Annotated in this window: 10 protein-coding genes; 9 read left to right on the top strand and 1 reads right to left on the bottom strand. The window is 43.7% G+C overall.

Annotated features, from left to right (window positions below; all coding sequences use genetic code 11):
• Window positions 1-20: 20 nt before the first annotated feature.
• On the top strand, window positions 21-113 hold the full coding sequence (locus KO473_RS12125; protein WP_005784981.1) for a smalltalk protein: 93 nt from the start codon (window positions 21-23) through the stop codon (window positions 111-113).
• A 274-nt stretch (window positions 114-387) separates the two neighbouring features.
• Entirely contained in the window at window positions 388-1,659 is a 1,272-nt protein-coding gene (locus KO473_RS12120) for an ATP-binding protein (RefSeq protein WP_005775543.1), read from the top strand.
• A gap of 151 nt (window positions 1,660-1,810) precedes the next feature.
• Here the strand turns inward: KO473_RS12120 and KO473_RS12115 are convergent, their stop codons facing one another.
• The gene (locus KO473_RS12115) at window positions 1,811-2,812 is read right to left on the bottom strand and encodes an aldo/keto reductase (protein ID WP_032537333.1); all 1,002 of its coding nucleotides are present in this window, start codon (window positions 2,810-2,812) and stop codon (window positions 1,811-1,813) included.
• A gap of 177 nt (window positions 2,813-2,989) precedes the next feature.
• On the opposite strand from KO473_RS12115, the gene KO473_RS12110 reads away from it, so the two are divergent.
• The 7 genes from KO473_RS12110 to KO473_RS12080 all read left to right on the top strand — a co-directional run bounded on the left by KO473_RS12110 (window position 2,990) and on the right by KO473_RS12080 (window position 17,752).
• Window positions 2,990-5,158, top strand: coding sequence for a glycoside hydrolase family 3 C-terminal domain-containing protein (locus KO473_RS12110; RefSeq protein ID WP_122130247.1), 2,169 nt, complete (start codon window positions 2,990-2,992; stop codon window positions 5,156-5,158).
• Window positions 5,159-5,536: 378 nt separating this feature from the next.
• Window positions 5,537-8,674 (top strand): TonB-dependent receptor, encoded by a 3,138-nt coding sequence (locus tag KO473_RS12105; protein WP_032531143.1) that lies wholly within the window; start codon window positions 5,537-5,539, stop codon window positions 8,672-8,674.
• A 25-nt stretch (window positions 8,675-8,699) separates the two neighbouring features.
• A complete protein-coding gene (locus KO473_RS12100) occupies window positions 8,700-10,367 on the top strand; it encodes a RagB/SusD family nutrient uptake outer membrane protein (RefSeq protein ID WP_122130246.1) in 1,668 nt (555 codons plus the stop codon).
• Window positions 10,367-11,509: a glycan-binding surface protein gene (locus KO473_RS12095; RefSeq protein WP_216035121.1), complete on the top strand. Its 1,143-nt coding sequence runs from the start codon at window positions 10,367-10,369 to the stop codon at window positions 11,507-11,509. Before KO473_RS12100 ends, KO473_RS12095 begins: the two co-directional genes overlap by 1 nt.
• Window positions 11,510-11,637: 128 nt before the next feature.
• A complete protein-coding gene (locus KO473_RS12090; protein ID WP_122130245.1) occupies window positions 11,638-13,419 on the top strand; it encodes a hypothetical protein in 1,782 nt (593 codons plus the stop codon).
• A gap of 2 nt (window positions 13,420-13,421) precedes the next feature.
• The gene (locus KO473_RS12085; protein WP_122130244.1) at window positions 13,422-16,640 is read left to right on the top strand and encodes a carbohydrate-binding protein; all 3,219 of its coding nucleotides are present in this window, start codon (window positions 13,422-13,424) and stop codon (window positions 16,638-16,640) included.
• Window positions 16,637-17,752, top strand: a complete 1,116-nt coding sequence (locus KO473_RS12080; protein WP_005810286.1) for a glycoside hydrolase family 26 protein — start codon at window positions 16,637-16,639, stop codon at window positions 17,750-17,752. The genes KO473_RS12085 and KO473_RS12080 overlap by 4 nt, the downstream gene beginning before the upstream one ends.
• Window positions 17,753-17,819: the final 67 nt, after the last annotated feature.

The raw sequence follows: 17,819 nt of genomic DNA, 5'->3' as shown, positions 1-17,819 counted from the left end.
AAGTTTAATCAGATAAACAGATGAAGAAGAATAGCTGGAATATCCTTTTAAAGGTGATCATAGCTGTGGCAAGCGCCATTGCCGGAGTGATAGGAGGGCAGGGACTGCTCTGATAACTGACCGATCGTTTCGGTTGAATAATAGAGCCAAAACTCACCACAGATTACATGGATTAACACAGAGAAGAGATTAATTTGATTGATAATCTGAATATTACACATCTGTGTGATCTGTTAATCTGTGGTGAAAAAGAGTTCTGATTCTAGCTAAGGAGGGATATCCTCCCTCAGGATGATATAAGACGCATGGTCGTATTAAGAAAATTGCTTTTATGCTTTGTATACTGACGGAAATTGCTTATATTTGCTCTGTATAAAGAGCGATTTCATGGAAAAGAGAATCATTAAAACCATAATCAGTGAAAAGCAACAGGAGATTGCTACGACTGAATTAGTAGAAAGACCCATCTTTTTGGAGGAAGTCTGCAACTATGTTTTTGTAGGGCTTCGTCGTGCCGGAAAATCATATTTGATGTTCCAACATATTCAATCAATGATAAAATCCGGCAAAGCGACTATTGAAGATATCTTATACATCAATTTTGAGGACGAGCGAATATCCTCCATTCAAATGGAGGAGCTAAATCTACTTCTTGAGTCGTATCGTGAATTATACGAAAATAAACGGCCATTGATATACCTGGATGAAATACAAAATATTGAAGGATGGGAACATTTTGCCCGACGTTTAGCAGACTCCAAATATAGAGTATACATTACCGGAAGTAATGCTAAAATGTTGAGTCGGGATATTGCAACAACACTTGGAGGCAGATTTATCATCAAGGAGGTTTACCCATTTTCGTTTTCGGAATATCTGACCTACAAGGGAGTCAAGCTTTCTAAAAATTGGGAATATTCTGATGAGAGGATTACAGTTGCAAAGCTCTTTGATGATTACTTTCACTTTGGCGGATTTCCTGAAACATTTGATTTGAGAGATAAAAGAAGTTGGATAAACTCATTATACTTAAAGATTCTTCTAGGGGATATTATTAGCCGGAATGAGATCCGCAATGCGGATGCTATCCGTTTGCTTGCTAAAAAAATGGCCGAAAGTGTAATGCAGCCAATAGCTTTAAGTCGATTACAGCATATCGTAAGTTCTGCAGGAGCTAAGGTGAGCCGAAATACGATTGCGGATTACATTGGATATATGAAAGATGCCTATCTTGTTTTTGGTATCTCTAATTTTACGGACTCGTTGAGTGATCGTGAGATATCTCAAAAGCGATATTTTTGTGATAACGGGCTACTGAATGTTTTTTTGGCAGATCCGGAGACTAAGCTATTGGAAAATATCGTGGCGTTGGCACTGATGAAGCGGTACGGTAATGAAGAACTATCTTATTATAATAAGAACGTTGAGGTGGACTTCTATCTTCCGTCGCAGAAGATGGCTGTGCAAGCTTCGTTTAGTATTTCCGATAGCTCTACTTTTGAGCGAGAAACTAAGGCTTTGGTAAAAATCGCAAATAGCTTTGATGTGGAGAAATTCATTATAGTGACTTATGACAACGAAAGGACAGTAGAGATTGCTGGAATATTAATAGATGTTGTACCTGTGTGGAAGTGGTTGCTGAATATTGAAGGGTTTTAGGCAGAGATGATTGCAGAGAAGTCGTCATTGACAGGGGCTGTTTCAAAACTCACCACAGATTACACGGATTAACACAGAGAAGAGATTAATTTGATTGATAATCTGAATATTACACATCTGTGTGATCTGTTAATCTGTGATGAAAAAGAGTTTATTGAAGAATGCTCCCGATACGTTGCAGCTCGTCCGGACTGAACTTACAGTTTTCCGTCGCTTTCAGGTTGTCTGCCAGTTGACTGACGGAACTGGCGCCGATAATGACGGAGGTTACCAGATCATCTTTCAATATCCAGGCTAATGCCATTTCGGCTAAGGTTTGTCCGCGACTGCCTGCCACTTCATTCAATGCTTTGATTTTATTTAATACTTGATCGGTCAGTTGTTCTTTTTTCAGGAAACCTCCGCGGGCTATCCTTGAATCTTCAGGAATTCCATTTAGATACCGGTTGGTGAGCAGACCCTGAGCCAGAGGAGAAAAGGCGATAAAGCCGGTACCGTTCTCTTGGGCTTGCCGGAGGATACCTTGTGCTTCCGGTTCACGGTTAAACAGGTTATATCGTCCCTGATAGAGGAGACAATGTACGTCTCGCTCTTCCAGATATCGGTAGGCAAACTCTGCTTTTTCTTTGGGGTATTTGGAAATACCGATGTAGAGGGCCTTACCTTGCCGGACAATGTCGACGAGTGCCTGAAGAGTTTCTTCAAGTGGAGTTTCGGGATCGTAACGGTGGGTATAGAAAATATCTACATATTCCAGATTCATGCGTTTTAAACTCTGGTTGAGACTGCTCATCAGATATTTTCGGGAGCTCCAGTTCCCGTAAGGACCTTCCCACATATCATGTCCGGCTTTGGTGGATATGAATAGCTCATCACGATAGGGCATAAAGGATTTCTTCATGATTAGCCCGAACGTCTCCTCGGCTGAGCCATAAGAGGGACCGTAGTTATTAGCCAGGTCGAAATGTGTGATGCCTTTGTCGAATGCAAAGTGAGCCATTCGAAGGCTATTGGCTAATGTATCTACATCACCGAAGTTATGCCAGAGGCCCAGGGAAACTTCCGGTAACAGTATACCGCTTTTGCCACAACGGCGATACTTCATTCCACCTGAGTATCTCGCCTTATCTGCTGAATAAATAGGATTGATCATATTCTGGAGTATTTGAGGATTAACTATGTGCAAAGATAATGGATTTATAAAGCAACATAAGTTATCAAAATAATAATTGTATTATGAATGGATAAAATAATACTGGATGGTTTGATGGAATCCCGATAATTTTGCATTATTGAAAAGCGTATGAACTAAAAACAGTGGAGATAGAATATGAAAGACATGCAAACAAAAATAGTAATGATAGGGATTCTACTTTCTGCCGGTATAATGTTGAGAGCTCAAGACAATGGAGGGTGTGAGGATTGTCCGGCTTTTAATGCAGGAGGAAAAGTGGAAGTCCGCGGTGTGAAAGAGAGGATTATCGGAGATTTGTCGCAACCGATTGCCGTTCGCGTGAAAACACTCATCCAACAGATGACACTGGCAGAGAAGGCATCTCAACTCGTGAGCGAAAGTGATAGCATCCCCAGGCTGAATCTTCCTGCTTATAATTATTGGAATGAATGTCTCCATGGAGTGGCTCGTGCAGGTGAAGTGACTGTTTTTCCACAGGCTATTAATCTGGCTTCTACCTGGGATACGGTATTGGTAAAGCGGGTGGCTTCTGCTATTTCTACGGAGGCGCGACTGAAATATCTGGAAATAGGAAAGGGGCTCACTTACTGGTCGCCTACTATCAATATGGCTCGTGACCCGCGCTGGGGAAGAAATGAAGAGACTTATGGTGAAGATCCGTATCTGACTTCACGGCTTGGAGTAGCCTTTGTGAAGGGGCTACAGGGTGATCATCCGGCTTATCTGAAAACTGTCGCAACAATCAAACACTTTGTGGCTAACAACGAAGAGAACAATCGCTTTTCCAGCTCTTCGCAAATACCGACGAAACAGTTGTATGAATATTATTTTCCGGCTTACGAAGCTTGCGTGAAAGAGGCAGGCGTGCAGTCGGTAATGACGGCTTATAATGCTTTTAACGGTGTGCCTCCCAGTGGCTCCCGTTGGCTGCTCGGTGAAGTGCTGAGAAAAGAGTGGGAATTTGACGGATTTGTAGTTTCTGATTGCGGGGCCATTGGGGTGATGAATTGGCAGCATAGGGTCGTGAATTCGTTGGAGGAAGCGGCAGCGCTGGGTGTCAACAGTGGGTGTGATTTGGAATGTGGCACTACATATAAAGAGAAATTGGTTCAGGCAGTGAAACTGGGCTTAATCTCGGAAGCTACTATTGATCAGGCTTTAACGCGGGTGCTGACCGCGAGGTTTAAGTTGGGAGAATTTGATCCGATGGAACTTGTGCCTTATAATCATTACGATAAGAAGCTATTGGCTGGCAAGAAGTTTGCGGAACTTGCTTATGAAGCGGCTGTCAAGTCGGTTGTGCTATTGAAAAATGAAAATCTGTTGCCTTTAAGTAAGGAGAAGACTAAATCGGTAGCTGTAGTAGGCCCGTTTGCCGATCATAATTATTTAGGTGGATATAGTGGACAGCCTCCTTATTCGATTACACTTTTGAAAGGGGTGAAAGATTTGATGGGTAAAAGAGGAAAAGTCAACTATTTGAACGGTATAGGAGCTTCCAGGGATTCTATTGTGGCTGCGGTAAAAGGAGTGGATGTGGTGCTTGTAGCTTTGGGAAGTGATGAAAAAATGGCAAGAGAGAATCATGATATGACTTCTATTTACTTACCGGAAGAACAGGAGAAACTGCTGAAAGCTATTTATCAAGTGAACCCGAGGATCGTATTGGTTTTCCATTCGGGAAATCCGCTAACTTCTGAATGGGCGGATGTGCATATACCGGCGATTATGCAGGCCTGGTACCCCGGGCAGGAAGCCGGTAGAGCCCTGGCCGATTTATTGTTTGGGAACGAAAATCCATCGGGTAAGTTACCTATGACTATTTATCGGGCAGAAGATCAGTTGCCGGATATCCTGGATTTTGATATGTGGAAAGGGCGTACTTATCGTTATATGAAGGAAGATCCTTTATATGGTTTCGGTCATGGGTTGAGTTATACATCATTTGGGTTCGATGGTATACAAGGAAATGATACCTTGAAATCGGGCACAACGTTGCAATGTTCGGTTGAATTATCCAATACCGGTAAATGGACCGGAGAAGAAGTCGTCCAGGTGTATGTTTCCAGAGAAAATACTCCTGTCTATACATATCCGTTGAAAAAATTGGTAGCGTTTAAAAAGGTGAAACTTGCTCCGGGTGAAAAGAAGAGAGTTGAATTTAATATACCTCCCCGGGAGTTGTCGGTCTGGGAAAATGGAAACTGGAGGATGCTTACCGGAAAGTATACGCTGTTTATAGGTTCCGGACAACCGGGACTGGCAAAGGGTGTTACGAAAGGTTTTGAGGTTAAGATACAATAAGGTTGGTTTTTACAGGTTCTGAGGTAGTAGTGTTTTTTTAAGGAAAGATTGTTTGAAGGTAATTTCTTTATGTACTTGTTCTCTGATGTAAGGGTGTGCTGATTGTATCACTATCGGATAAAATAATACTGGATTGTTAATGATAACTGCACTAATTTTACATTTGAGAAAGTTCTCCGATATTGGGATAAAACAAGTCTCGATTTCGTCTTTTAGATAAACTATGGTAGAATAACGGATGCATTGAAGGCAGAAAAGAAATAAAGAGTGTTTGTCTGAATTGCATAAGTGAATGATAAAATCATACTTGTTTGTTCTCCCGGTTGACTCTATTTTTGCATTATCACAAAATTAATCATTTTAAATCAGTGTAATAGTATGAAGAACATGATGTTGTTTCTGATGGCGCTCTTGATGAGCAGCCATATGATGGCTCAGCAAACCATTGTTACAGGCGTAATCACCGATGCTAACGATGGATCTCCATTGATTGGAGCCAATGTACTGGTCAAAGGTGCCGGAACCGGTTCTATTGCCAATGTGGACGGTAAATACAGTGTAAACGTTCCGAGTGGCAAAAATGTACTGGTCTTCTCGTGTGTGGGGTATAAAGAACAGGAGATTACTTTAAAACCCGGACAGAAAATACTCAATGTGACAATGAAGGAAGATACTGAACTGCTGGATGAGGTGGTAGTCATAGGCTATGGTACAATGAAGAAGAGTGACTTGACAGGATCGGTCACCAGTATCAAAAGCGAAGACTTGATGAAAACCAATCCGATCAGTATCAACCAGGGACTTCAGGGGCGTATTGCAGGTGTGCAGGTCAACCAGAATGATGGTGCTCCCGGAGCAGGCGTGAGTATTCAGATTCGTGGTGCGAACTCGTTTTCAACTTCTACAGAACCGCTTTACATTGTAGATGGTATTCCTTTTACCAGTAGTGGAATGCCCGGAACAGGTAAAGATGGTATGATGCAGACGGCCAATCCGTTGTCGACGATTAATCCGTCGGATATCGAGTCTATTGAGATCCTGAAGGATGCTTCAGCTACGGCTATTTACGGATCACGCGGTGCGAACGGAGTGGTGTTGATTACCACCAAGCGTGGTGCGAAGGGAAAAGACAATATCAGTTTCAGTGCTAACTTCGGAATTTCAAAGGTAGTGAAGAAACTGGATATGCTGGATGGATATACATATGCATTGTATAGGAATGAAGCAGCACGGATGTTTAATGAATACGAGAATGCAAATGAAGCTATTCCTTATCCGGGCACTTCGAAAGTGGACCCGAATACCGGTGAATCGGTTTATTCTCCGGGACCGGAAGATTATCGGAATGGTACGTATCCCAGTGTAAACTGGCAGGATGAAGTATTTGAAACAGCTTTTTCCCAGGAATACAATCTGAGCGTGAACGGTTCGAATGATAAGGGGTATTATGCAATCTCCGGTAATATACTGGATCAGAGCGGTATCATTCATAACTCCGGATACAAACGTTATTCATTCCGTGCGAATCTCGCTCGTAAGGTACACGACTGGATTGAAATCGGTACGAATATGAGTTTTACCAATTCATTGAACAAGCTTGCCAAAACCAATTCTGTCAGTGATGGTATTATCCGGGGGGCCTTGTTCTATCCGGCTACAGCACCCTTGGACGATGAAACGAATAATGCCCAGTTGAACTGGTTCTCATCGAATCCTTATGTATATACCCGTGCAGCTAAAGATGAATTGACAACGAATAGTTTCTTCTCTTCTTCATTTGTGGAAATCACACCGTATAAGGATTTGAAAGTTCGTCAGAATGTGGGTTTCTCCTATAATATAAACGAACGTGATGTGTACTATAACAGAGAGACGGTGGAAGGTAAAGATCCGACAAACGGATACGCCTCAAAAGCTGATAACTGGGCGAAGAATCTGGTACTTGAAACGATGGCGACTTACAACAAAACTTTCAATAAGAATCATTCGTTGAATGTGGTTGCTGCTTTCTCTTATGAAAGAGGGGACTATGGTAATAAAGCAATGGTAGCTACCGGATTCCCCCAGGACCTGACGGAAGACTTTGATATGAGTGCCGCTGTGAATCCGCAGAAGCCGACCAGTGGACGCGGAATGACTTCTCTGGTTTCTTTCCTGGGACGTGCCAACTATAACCTGATGAATAAGTATCTGTTTACTGCCTCTTTCCGTCGGGATGGTTCCAGTAAGTTTGCACCGGGCAACAAATGGTCTAACTTTGCTTCAGGAGCTATTGCCTGGAGAGCATCGGAAGAGCAGTTTATTAAGGACCTGAATTTGTTTAGTAACCTGAAGTTCCGTGCAAGTTATGGGCAGACTGGTAATCAGGCGATAGGCGCCTATGCTACCCGTGACTATCTGACTGTGGCCAATTATCCGATTAACGGTGCACTTTCCAGTGGATTTGCCAATCTTACCTGGAGAGGACCTGCCAATCCGGATTTGAAGTGGGAGACCACGAGCCAGTATAATGTGGGTGTGGATATGGGATTCCTGCAGAACAGAATTAATTTGACTGTCGATCTGTATTACAAAAAGACATCTGACTTATTGCAGAATATACAGATACCACAAAGTACAGGTTTCTCGAATATGACGACTAACTTTGGAAATGTAACGAATAAGGGACTTGAAATTACCGGAAAGTTCTATGCGATCACCGGTAAGAACTTCAACTGGGATTTTGATGCTAATATTTCCTTTAACCGTAACAAGATCAGCGGACTTCCGGGAGATCAGTTTGCCCAGGGATGGAGTAAGGCTGATAATGTATTCCTGCAGCGCAACGGAATGCCGATCGGAACCATTTATGGATTTGTGGAAGATGGTTTTTATGATAATATTGCTGAAGTAAGAGCCGACCCGTTTTATGCAAAAGAGTCAGAAGCCGTATGTAAAGCAATGGTGGGTGAGGTGAAATATAAAGATTTGGATGGAGTAGCCGGTATTACAAATGCTGATCGCCAGGTAATTGGGGATACGAATCCGGATTTCACTTTCGGTATGACTCACAATTTTACTTATAAGAACTTTTCTTTAAGCTTTTTCCTGCAAGGATGTGTCGGAGGTGATATTTTCAATGCGAACTTACTCGAGGTGACTATGAGTGGTATTGGTAATATTCCGCTGAATATATATGAATCTCGCTGGACACCCGAAAACCGGGAGAATGCCAAATGGCCGAAAGCTTATGCCGGCTATGGAAGAACGATGAAACTGTCTGATCGTTATGTAGAAGACGGATCTTATCTGAGAATGAAGAATATTAATCTGGGGTATAAGTTTGTCTCTCCGTTCAAGGGAATTGAATCGATCAATCTGTTTGCTTCTGTCAGCAATGTATTCACCATTTCGGGATATAGCTGGTATGATCCGGATGTAAACTCTTTCGGTAGTGATGCTTCTCGCCGTGGCGTGGATTTATTCTCGTATCCAAGTAGTCGCACCTTCTCATTTGGTTTACAGTGTACGTTCTGATGTTTAACTCAAATCAAGAAAAGTCATGAAAAAAATAATATTCAAATCGTTGTTATTGCTATGGACAGTCCTGTTGGCATGTTCATGCAATGATTTGCTGGAAGAAAAGGCCTATGATTTTGTGTCACCCGAACAGTTGGGAGACAGTGAGAGTGCGGCTTCCCAGCTTGTGACAGGTACTTATAATACAGTGATCACCAGCTTTATTGCTCCGGGTTCTTATCTTTATCTGACCAATATGGATTGTGACTATGCGTCGGGTGCATCATGGGCATTTGGTAATGTCGGAGCAGGTAATCCACAAGGATTCTGGGGCATAGATCATATGTGGCAGGGCAGCTATACGTTGATTCACCGGGCAAATCTGGGTATATCCAAGATCTCGGCTATGAATAACCTGACTCCGGAGAGTAAACAGGACGCTTTGGCACAACTCTGCTTCCTTAAGGCATGGGCTTATTTTAACCTGGTGAGAAATTACGGTCCTGTGCCCATTTTCCGGAAATCGATATCGGAAGGGGAAGCTATGAGCCAGCCTCGTGCCTCGGTATCGGACGTATACACACATATCATTGAATTGCTGGAACAAGCAGAAGGAATGTATTCGAAAGATGATGCCGGGTTTGTAGCGGGACGTGCCTCGAGCGGAGCTGCCAAAGCGTTATTGGCGAAAGTATATGTTACTATGGCTTCCGGGGCGATGTCCGGTGTGCCTATCGTGGTTAAGGGAGGAGATCCGAATATATTTGAACCACAACCTATCACGCACATTGCAAAGACTGTTGCAGGTTATGAGTCTTTTGATCCGTCCAAGTATTATGCGCTGGCACGTGACAAAGCTTGGGAGGTGATAAACGAATATACCCTGTTTGATAATTATATGGACGTATGGGCCATAGGAAACCGTAATAAGGGAGAACACATCTGGATGGCACAGGCCATCAGCGGTGATAAGGACTTTGGAAACACGATCTGCCAGGATTATGTGGGCATTTTCAAAGAAGACGGTACGATGGAAGGTAACTGGTATGGTATGCGCGATCACTGGTATCTGCTTTTCGAAGAACAGGATACGCGTATTGTCGATGGAGTTATTCACCGATATGCGTCGGATGGAATATCCAATGGTAAGGTTATCTATAACTATTATCCCCGTTGGTATGCAGATAAAGTGGAGAATAAGGAGGTATATGACAGTCAGGGCAATGCTTTTGATGGTACGGAAGTCTATCATGAAGGTCAGGGGTGGACATTGGCGAAGTTGACGAAATTTACTTTTGTTACAGACCGGAAACAAAAAAACAGTGATTTTCACTTTCCGTTACTCCGTTTGCCGGATATAATGTTGATTTATGCTGAGGCTGTCAATGAATTGAATGGCGGACCGGACGCTGAGGCCTATAATCAGGTGAACCGCATTCGTACGCGTGCCCATGCCACTCCGTTCTCCGGAATGAATCAGGATGAATTCCGTTCGGCTGTACTGGAAGAGCGTGCCCGTGAATTGGCCTATGAAGCTGACCGCCGTTATGATCTTTTCCGTTGGGGTATCTATCTGGATGTGATGAATGCCATCGATATGGATGAGCATAATGTGACTAAACGTCGTTTGGAGCGTAATCTTCTATATCCGATACCTACCAGTGAGGTGAACTCTAATGATAAGATTGATTCTAACAATCCGGGATGGTAATGAATACATTCGTAACATTTAAAATTGAAGATACAATGAAAACATTTAGATATATTTTATTCGTATGGGTGATTCTGGGCTGTGGTCTGTTTGCATCGTGTAAAGATGATGAAGTGGAATATGCCCCTCTGGCTGTCACCCGGGTATCTACGGTACTCGATCGCGAACAGGGGATCGATCAGGCTAATCTTGCACAATATATCATTGTGCAAGGTACAGGATTGAATGCTGTTAATTCGATTCTGGTAAATGATGTACAGGTTGATTTGAGAGATGCGTATATCACTTCCGGAGAAATAACTTTTCCGATCCCCAGGGTAATTCCGGGAGAGGTAAATAATCTGATAACTTTAGGAAACGGAAATTCTACCGTAACTACTCCGATATCGGTGTTTATTCCTGAATTGGAGGTGAACGGTATGTTCAATGAATTTACGCCGGCAGGTGATACGATGCAGGTGGTTGGCGATTATTTTGATCTTTATGAGATAACGACCGAATCGGGGCAGCTGTTCTTTGGTGGAAAAGAAGCGGAGATAACAAAAGCAACCGGTAACAGTCTGAGTTTTGTGTTGCCGGAGGATGCCGTAATAGGTTCAAAAATTAAATTAGTCAGCCCAGTTTGTGGAGAAGTCATGGTTCCCGGTAAATATATAGAAAAGGGCAATATGCTGTGTGACTTTGACCCGTTCACCGGTTGGGGAGGTGGTAAATATGTGATAAATGGTCCCGTTCCTGCTCCGTACAGCGGACAATTCTCCCGTTTCAAGATTAATAAGGGAGATGCGAATGATTGGGACTGGAACGAGGTGACTACTATTGCACAGTGTGCTGTCGAATACTTTCCCGAGGTTATTGCCGATCAGGATAAATATTTGCTGAAGTTTGAAGTAAATACAATCAAGCCATTGACCAAAAGACAGATCCGATTTTACTTCTCGCAGATTAATTACGATTGGGAACCTTTTGCATCGGGACTCGCCTTGAATACGAACGGAGAGTGGAAAACGGTTTCTATTGACCTGGGAGAAATGTGGAAAGGGGACATTCCTAATGATGGAGTTTTACAGATTATGGGTAATAGTTGGGCGGAAGATACGGATATCTGCTTTGATAATTTCCGTATTGTTCCCAAAGATTAAGGTGTGTTTAGTGAAAGGTAGTTTATTGACTGCCTGATGTAGGGTAGAGTTGGTAAAAGAGGGGCAGTTTTCTTATAACTATCCCTCTTTTTAACTCACTCCGCAATATGAATAAAAAAAGAATGACAATGCGGAAAATTCAATATTTGTTTATCGGTTTGTTCTTCTGTCTGGGGATGCAGGCACAGGAGAAATTTAATATCAGGGGGGTACTTCCCTGGCATAATTTCTTGTCAGGACCTACTTCATGGAACTTGTCAGATTACCGGAATTATCTGGATGAATGTCAGAAAAATGGTATCAACTTCATTGGTTTCCACAATTATACGGGGGGTGGTGAGCGTTATGCCACTTATGTGGAACCTATGATAAAAATAGAATATAAGAATATTCTTCCTCAAGCCTGTTTTGATAATTCTCTGACTGCACGTTGGGGCTATCTGCCGATGGCTGTGAAAAACTTTGCTTATGATACGGGAAAAGCATTCCACTTACCTGCAGGGGCAGAAGCTTTCGGTAATGACGGTTCGGTTACCTCGCACTCTCCCCGGGAGCATTACGAAAGGGCCCAGGGGCTGATGCGTGATGTATTGAAAATGGCACATGAACGGGGAATTCGTATGGCTATGGGATTTGAATTCGGAGTGATTCCTCCCGAATACTTTTCTTTGAATGTAGCCGGAGACTGTTTCTATTGGCCGGGTGAATCGAATATGATTCCGAATCCGAAAAGTCAGATAGCAGCCGAGATACATTATGCTGCAATTGATGATATCCTGAAAGCTTATCCGGATATTGATTACATCTGGATGTGGCTGAATGAACATTCGTTTATGGGAGTCGATACTCAGAAAGCATTGCGGAATGCACCTTTTGCCCGTGCTTATCGGGAAAATGAAAGCTTCTTTGAGGAAGCGGCCGATTCATCGGCCCGTTTTGTCGGAGTGTGGGCGCTGGAATATATGAAACTGACTTATGATTATCTGAAATCAAAGGGTTCGCATGCCAAATTGATCCTTGGTGGCTGGGGGGGAGGACATCAGTTACCTTCATTGCTGAAAGGATTGGACAGAGCTTTGCCCAAAGATATTATTTTCAGTTGTCTCAATCCGGATCTGGGGAAAAGTCCACAACCGGAGTTTTTGGGAGAGATTGCCCGGAACCGTAATGTATGGGCAGTTCCCTGGTTGGAAGGCGATCACCAGTTGTGGCATTTTCAGCCAAGGGTCCATATGATGCGTGAACATGTGAAACTTGCCGCTAAACAGAATCTGGACGGAGTGGTTGCTATCCACTGGCGTACGGAGGAACCTCGTTTTAATTTCCGAACGTTTGCCCATTTTGCTTCGGATAAAGATGCCAAAGAAAGTGTGGAGCAGTTGTATGACAGATTTCTGACGGAGGAGTTCGGAAAAGATGCGGCTAAAAAAATGACCCCGTTGCTTGCCGGAATGGATCGGAAACAAATTCAGTGGAATGTGCCTTCGCCGGAGTTTTACGCCTATACTCCGGAATGGGGACTGCTGGACGAAAATAATGTGCGGATACGGAAAGAACTGGTGTCTTCCGGAGAATCATTATTGAAAAAGTTAAAAGGGGAGCAGCGGGATAATCTGGAACGTTTCATAGCAATGTTTCGTTTTGAACTTTTCTTGGGAGAGGTGGATCAGGCTATGATACCTGCTTTTACCTTAAAGAAGAAAGAAGCGCAAGGTGAGAAAATAGATGCTTCACAGGAATATGCGGATGCATACCGGTTATTGCTTTCAGCACCAATCAAAGAGATGTTCGATACTTATGTGAAACGGGTTCATTCACGTGGAGAACTGGGAGTTCTTAGCTCTTTGAACCAGCGTGTGTGGCGTGAATACAATGAACTTAAAACTTATCTGGAAAATAAAATAAAATAGAAATGAAACGAATGGCATATCACCTGCTGGCTGTTCTGATTCTGGCAATGACAGTATCGACAATCAAAGCACAGATTTTATTGGCTACTTCGGGTACACCGGTCGAAGAATATGCGGCAGCAGAGCTTCAACGATATTACTATCAGTTGTCCGGGCGGCTATTATCTGTCGGACATGGAGAAGTGCCGGACAGGAAAACGGAATTTGTGCTTATAAGACTGGATCATCCGTTGATGACTTCTTGGAAAGACAATGGAGTGCTGTCTCTGGCATCAGTGCCCGGAGCACAGGGGTATGTCATTCGGACAGTGAAGGAAAAAGGCAGGCAACTGGTGGTTATTGCCGGTGCGGATGCCAGTGGACTGCTTTATGGCGTATATGGGTTATTGGAGGATCATTTAGGAATGCGTTTCTATATGAACGGGGATGTGTATCCCGATAAAAAAAAGCCGCAGACAAAGTTACCGTTTATCCGGGATGAACGTACGCCGACAATGACCGTTCGCGGATTTCTTCCCTGGACTAATTTTCCACAATCGGCTACGATTTATTCATGGGATGATTGGCGTTACATCATAGATCAGGCTGCGCGGATGCGGATGAATTTTATTATGATTCATAACTATAATGGGTTTTGCGGGCATAATGAATTGTTTCATAATTTTGAGTATAAAGGTCATTTGTCACGTGGATGGATGCCTACCATAAAGACCGGACACGGATGGTGTTGCCCCGGATGGGATGTCAATGAATATCTTTTTGGAGCATCCGGGATTTATGATGACTATGATTTTGGAGCTGATTATGGGTTACATAATGAAACGCTGACGAATAGCCAGATCAAAGAGAAAGGAGCAACTATATTCCGCAAGGTGATCGCCTATGCACATTTGCGTGGTGTGAAAATAGGCTTAGGATTGGATATCGATGTCCTCTTGCCGGAATATCAGACTGAGCCGGATAATAGAGAAGTAATTAAGGCACAGGTTACAGAAATTGCCTGTGAATATCCGGAACTGGATTATCTGCTTTGTTTCCAGTCTGAGGGTCAGAAGAATGAAGCTTTTTATGCCCGCTGGCGGAGAGTTTTTGATGGATTCTATGAAGAGATGAAGCGGATGTCGCCTTCTACCCGTATAGCTGTATCGGGGTGGGGACTGACCCCGGAATCAGTGAATAGTCTGCCCGAAGATGTTATTTGTGCTCCCATATCTTATTATTCGGCAGCGTTCGAACCGGGAAGTGTGTATGGCAGTCGTGAATACTGGGGATGTCCCTGGTTGGAACGGGATTTTAACAGTTCTGAATATTACTATCCTTATAATGTGGATCTTTCGGAAACCATCCGGGCCTTCGGAGATGCTTCTCCCAATATGAATGGTTTTTATGCACTGACGTGGAGACTGGCCGATGCTATTTCTCCTAAAATGTGGTATATCAGTAAGGCCCCCTGGTATAAGCGTGAAGTACTGGATTCTTCGGAGAAGGTATATCGGGATTTTGCATGTGCCAGTTACGGGAAAAATGCGGCCGATGCCATTACCGGTATTATCAATCAAAACGAGCCTTTTGCCACTGACTTTGGCGAGTGTCAGGAAACACCCGGATTTAATCAGGTGGTGCATACTTATCCGTTGATGAACTTTTGTTCGATGGCTTTTATCGGGAAAAATGGAGAAACCGTAAAGATAGAAGCTACCGGATACAAAGAGAAGAAAGGTACCCAAAATGCCCCTTGTGATGAAAGTGGTGAGTGTGTAGGGTATATTATGGCGGATGACTGGTTGGAGTATCCTGCGGTTGATTTTAGTAATAGTCCTGAGCGGATGTCCGTTCGGGTCGCTTCTGCATCTTCGGGTGGGGTTGCCACTGTTTGTCTGGACCGTCTGGAAGGCCCTGTTATCGCCCGGTTTGAGGTAAAGAATACGGAAGGGTGGCAATCTTGGAGAACGCTGACGGTTCCGGTGAGCGGATTGAAGGGTATTCATACATTGTATATTCGTTTTCAACCTTTTGATGTGATAGCCGGGGCGGAAAAATTAGCTGAAGCACAATTGAAAACCATTGATAGTTGTATGGCGGTTACTCCGGATGCACTTCAGAGGTTGCGTCTTTCCCGGTTGCGTGCGCGTATTCAGGGTGCTGCTTGCCACATTGCGTTGAATGCCGGTTTTGAAGCTTATCGGTGGGATGATTTACCCGGAAAGATGGATGAATGGGCGCGCAGCTTCCTGTATCGTATCGAGGATATTTCGTCCTACGGGAATATCATGAGTACTCAGAATAGATTTGTCAAACAGAATTATGTAGCGAAAATCAATCAACTTCGTAAGCAACAGCGGGTACAGGCACCTTCGCATATCACAGCCAAGGGAACCCGTGAGGGAGCATTGGTCAGTTGGCGTAATGAAGAACCGGTGGCAAAGGCTTTTGTTGTTTGTCGTAATGGAGAAGAAATTGATACATTGGTAGCCAGTGTGACATGCTATCGGGATATGTTTCATGGAGTTGCTGTCTATTCGGTGTACACGGTGGATGTTGAAGGGCATAAGAGTCCTTTGGGAATACCTGCCCGGTGTCCGGCTGGAAATGCAGATCGTGAAGCACCGGTTATTGTTATTAATTCTCCGGTGACTTCCGTAATGAAGGGAGCTCCGTTGCATATCCGGTTTTCTGTGGTTGAAGACCGCTTGCCCGAAGTTGTATCCGGAACACTTCACTATCGGAAACCGGGAGATAAAGTATGGAAAGAGTTGCCGTTTGAACGCCGGGTCAGAGCTGTCTTCACATTGACGTTGCCTGCTTCCGGGATTACCGAAAAAGGAATAGAATATTATATTTCTGTTTCCGATTCTCACAATACCTCCTTTTATCCGGCCTCTGCTCCGTTCCGGAATCATATGGTAGTGGTGACGGGAGTACAGGGGAATGATAAGCCGATACCTCCGGTGGTAAAACAAATCGATAATAACCGTATGTACTGGACTTGTACGGAAAATGCGGAAATGTATCGCATCTATCGTGCTAAGACTCCTGATTTTGCAGTCGGGGTAGGTACGTTTGTGACGTTTGTAGCTGGAAATACATGCACCTTTGCCGATAATGGATTCGATTTTGACGGAACTCCTTTAAAAGGGACTTATTATTATCGCCTGACTTCCGTATCACGGTGGGATTGTGAAAGTGAGGTATCAGATATCATTCAAATAGATTATCAATGAAAAGAATTGGAATATACATTGCTACTGTGGTCTGCATCCTGTCCTGTGTTCCCCCGCAAAGGAATTTGCTGACAGAAACCAGACAGATGCTGGTTGATTCAGGCGCAACTGAACGGACGGCAGCTTTGTTTTATAACTTGCGCCAACTGACCGGGAAACAGGTTGTTTACGGACAACATAATTATGAAATGGATGGGTTTGACTCGGATACCACACGCTGGCGGGATGAAGCGAACCGATGTGACGCATACGATGTGACGGGAACTTATCCTGCTTTGGCCAGCTTTGATTTTCTTCATTTTACAAATCCCCGTAGTTGGGAAACAAAAGACCCGGATTACATCCGGCAGAAGTTTCATGCTGCATATAACCGAGGTAACGTGATTACATTCTGCTGGCATTATTACAATCCGGTGACCGGTGGAAACTTTTATGATACCACCCGGGTGGTCCGCCATATCTTACCGGGAGGTTCCCATCATGCTATATTTAAGGCTGACCTGAAAATCATTGCCGACTTTGCCCACAATGCAAAAGCCGACAACGGAGAATTGATTCCCATTATATTCCGTCCCTGGCATGAGTTTGATGGCAACTGGTTCTGGTGGGGCAGAAATCATTGCCGGGTTGAGGAGTTTAAAGAATTATATCGGTTTACGGTCACTTACCTCAGGGACTCTCTGCAGGTACATAACTTTCTGTATGCTTTCTCTCCTGATTGTGGCTTTACTACCGAAGCCGAATACCTGGAACGCTATCCGGGAGATGAATATGTAGATGTGGTAGGAATGGATAATTACTGGGATTTTCGTCCGGATGGAGGAGACACTTCTCTGGTTGTTTTGAAAGCACGTATACTGACTCAGTATGCCCGGCAGCATGCAAAACTTTCGGCTATTACCGAGACCGGTACACAGACCCGTGACTCGTTGTGGTATACGCAATTGTTGTCCATCCTGCGTTCGGAAAGAGTAGCCTTGAACTATGTGTGTAGCTGGTCCGGGTTTGCTCCTTATAAAGGACATCCGGCTGCAACCGATTTTTGCCGGTTTAAGGAAGATTCCCTGATACTTTTTGCAGATGAGATTCCCGATTTCTATACTTGGCCTTAACCTGCTTATAATAATATCATGGAATGCTAAGATAGTATTAGGTATATATGGGGACGACGCTTATCTT

Source organism: Bacteroides sp. HF-4919 (assembly GCF_018860125.1).
Note: the sequence above shows the minus strand (reverse complement) of the source record. Positions and strands in the feature narration are given on the sequence as shown.

Bases quoted from the DNA above. Each gene is read 5' to 3' on its own strand.
- KO473_RS12125 (WP_005784981.1), top strand. From the start codon at position 21: ATGAAGAAGAATAGCTGGAATATCCTTTTAAAGGTGATCATAGCTGTG.
- KO473_RS12120 (WP_005775543.1), top strand. From the start codon at position 388: ATGGAAAAGAGAATCATTAAAACCATAATCAGTGAAAAGCAACAGGAG.
- KO473_RS12115 (WP_032537333.1), bottom strand. From the start codon at position 2,812: ATGATCAATCCTATTTATTCAGCAGATAAGGCGAGATACTCAGGTGGA.
- KO473_RS12110 (WP_122130247.1), top strand. From the start codon at position 2,990: ATGAAAGACATGCAAACAAAAATAGTAATGATAGGGATTCTACTTTCT.
- KO473_RS12105 (WP_032531143.1), top strand. From the start codon at position 5,537: ATGAAGAACATGATGTTGTTTCTGATGGCGCTCTTGATGAGCAGCCAT.
- KO473_RS12100 (WP_122130246.1), top strand. From the start codon at position 8,700: ATGAAAAAAATAATATTCAAATCGTTGTTATTGCTATGGACAGTCCTG.
- KO473_RS12095 (WP_216035121.1), top strand. From the start codon at position 10,367: ATGAATACATTCGTAACATTTAAAATTGAAGATACAATGAAAACATTT.
- KO473_RS12090 (WP_122130245.1), top strand. From the start codon at position 11,638: ATGCGGAAAATTCAATATTTGTTTATCGGTTTGTTCTTCTGTCTGGGG.
- KO473_RS12085 (WP_122130244.1), top strand. From the start codon at position 13,422: ATGAAACGAATGGCATATCACCTGCTGGCTGTTCTGATTCTGGCAATG.
- KO473_RS12080 (WP_005810286.1), top strand. From the start codon at position 16,637: ATGAAAAGAATTGGAATATACATTGCTACTGTGGTCTGCATCCTGTCC.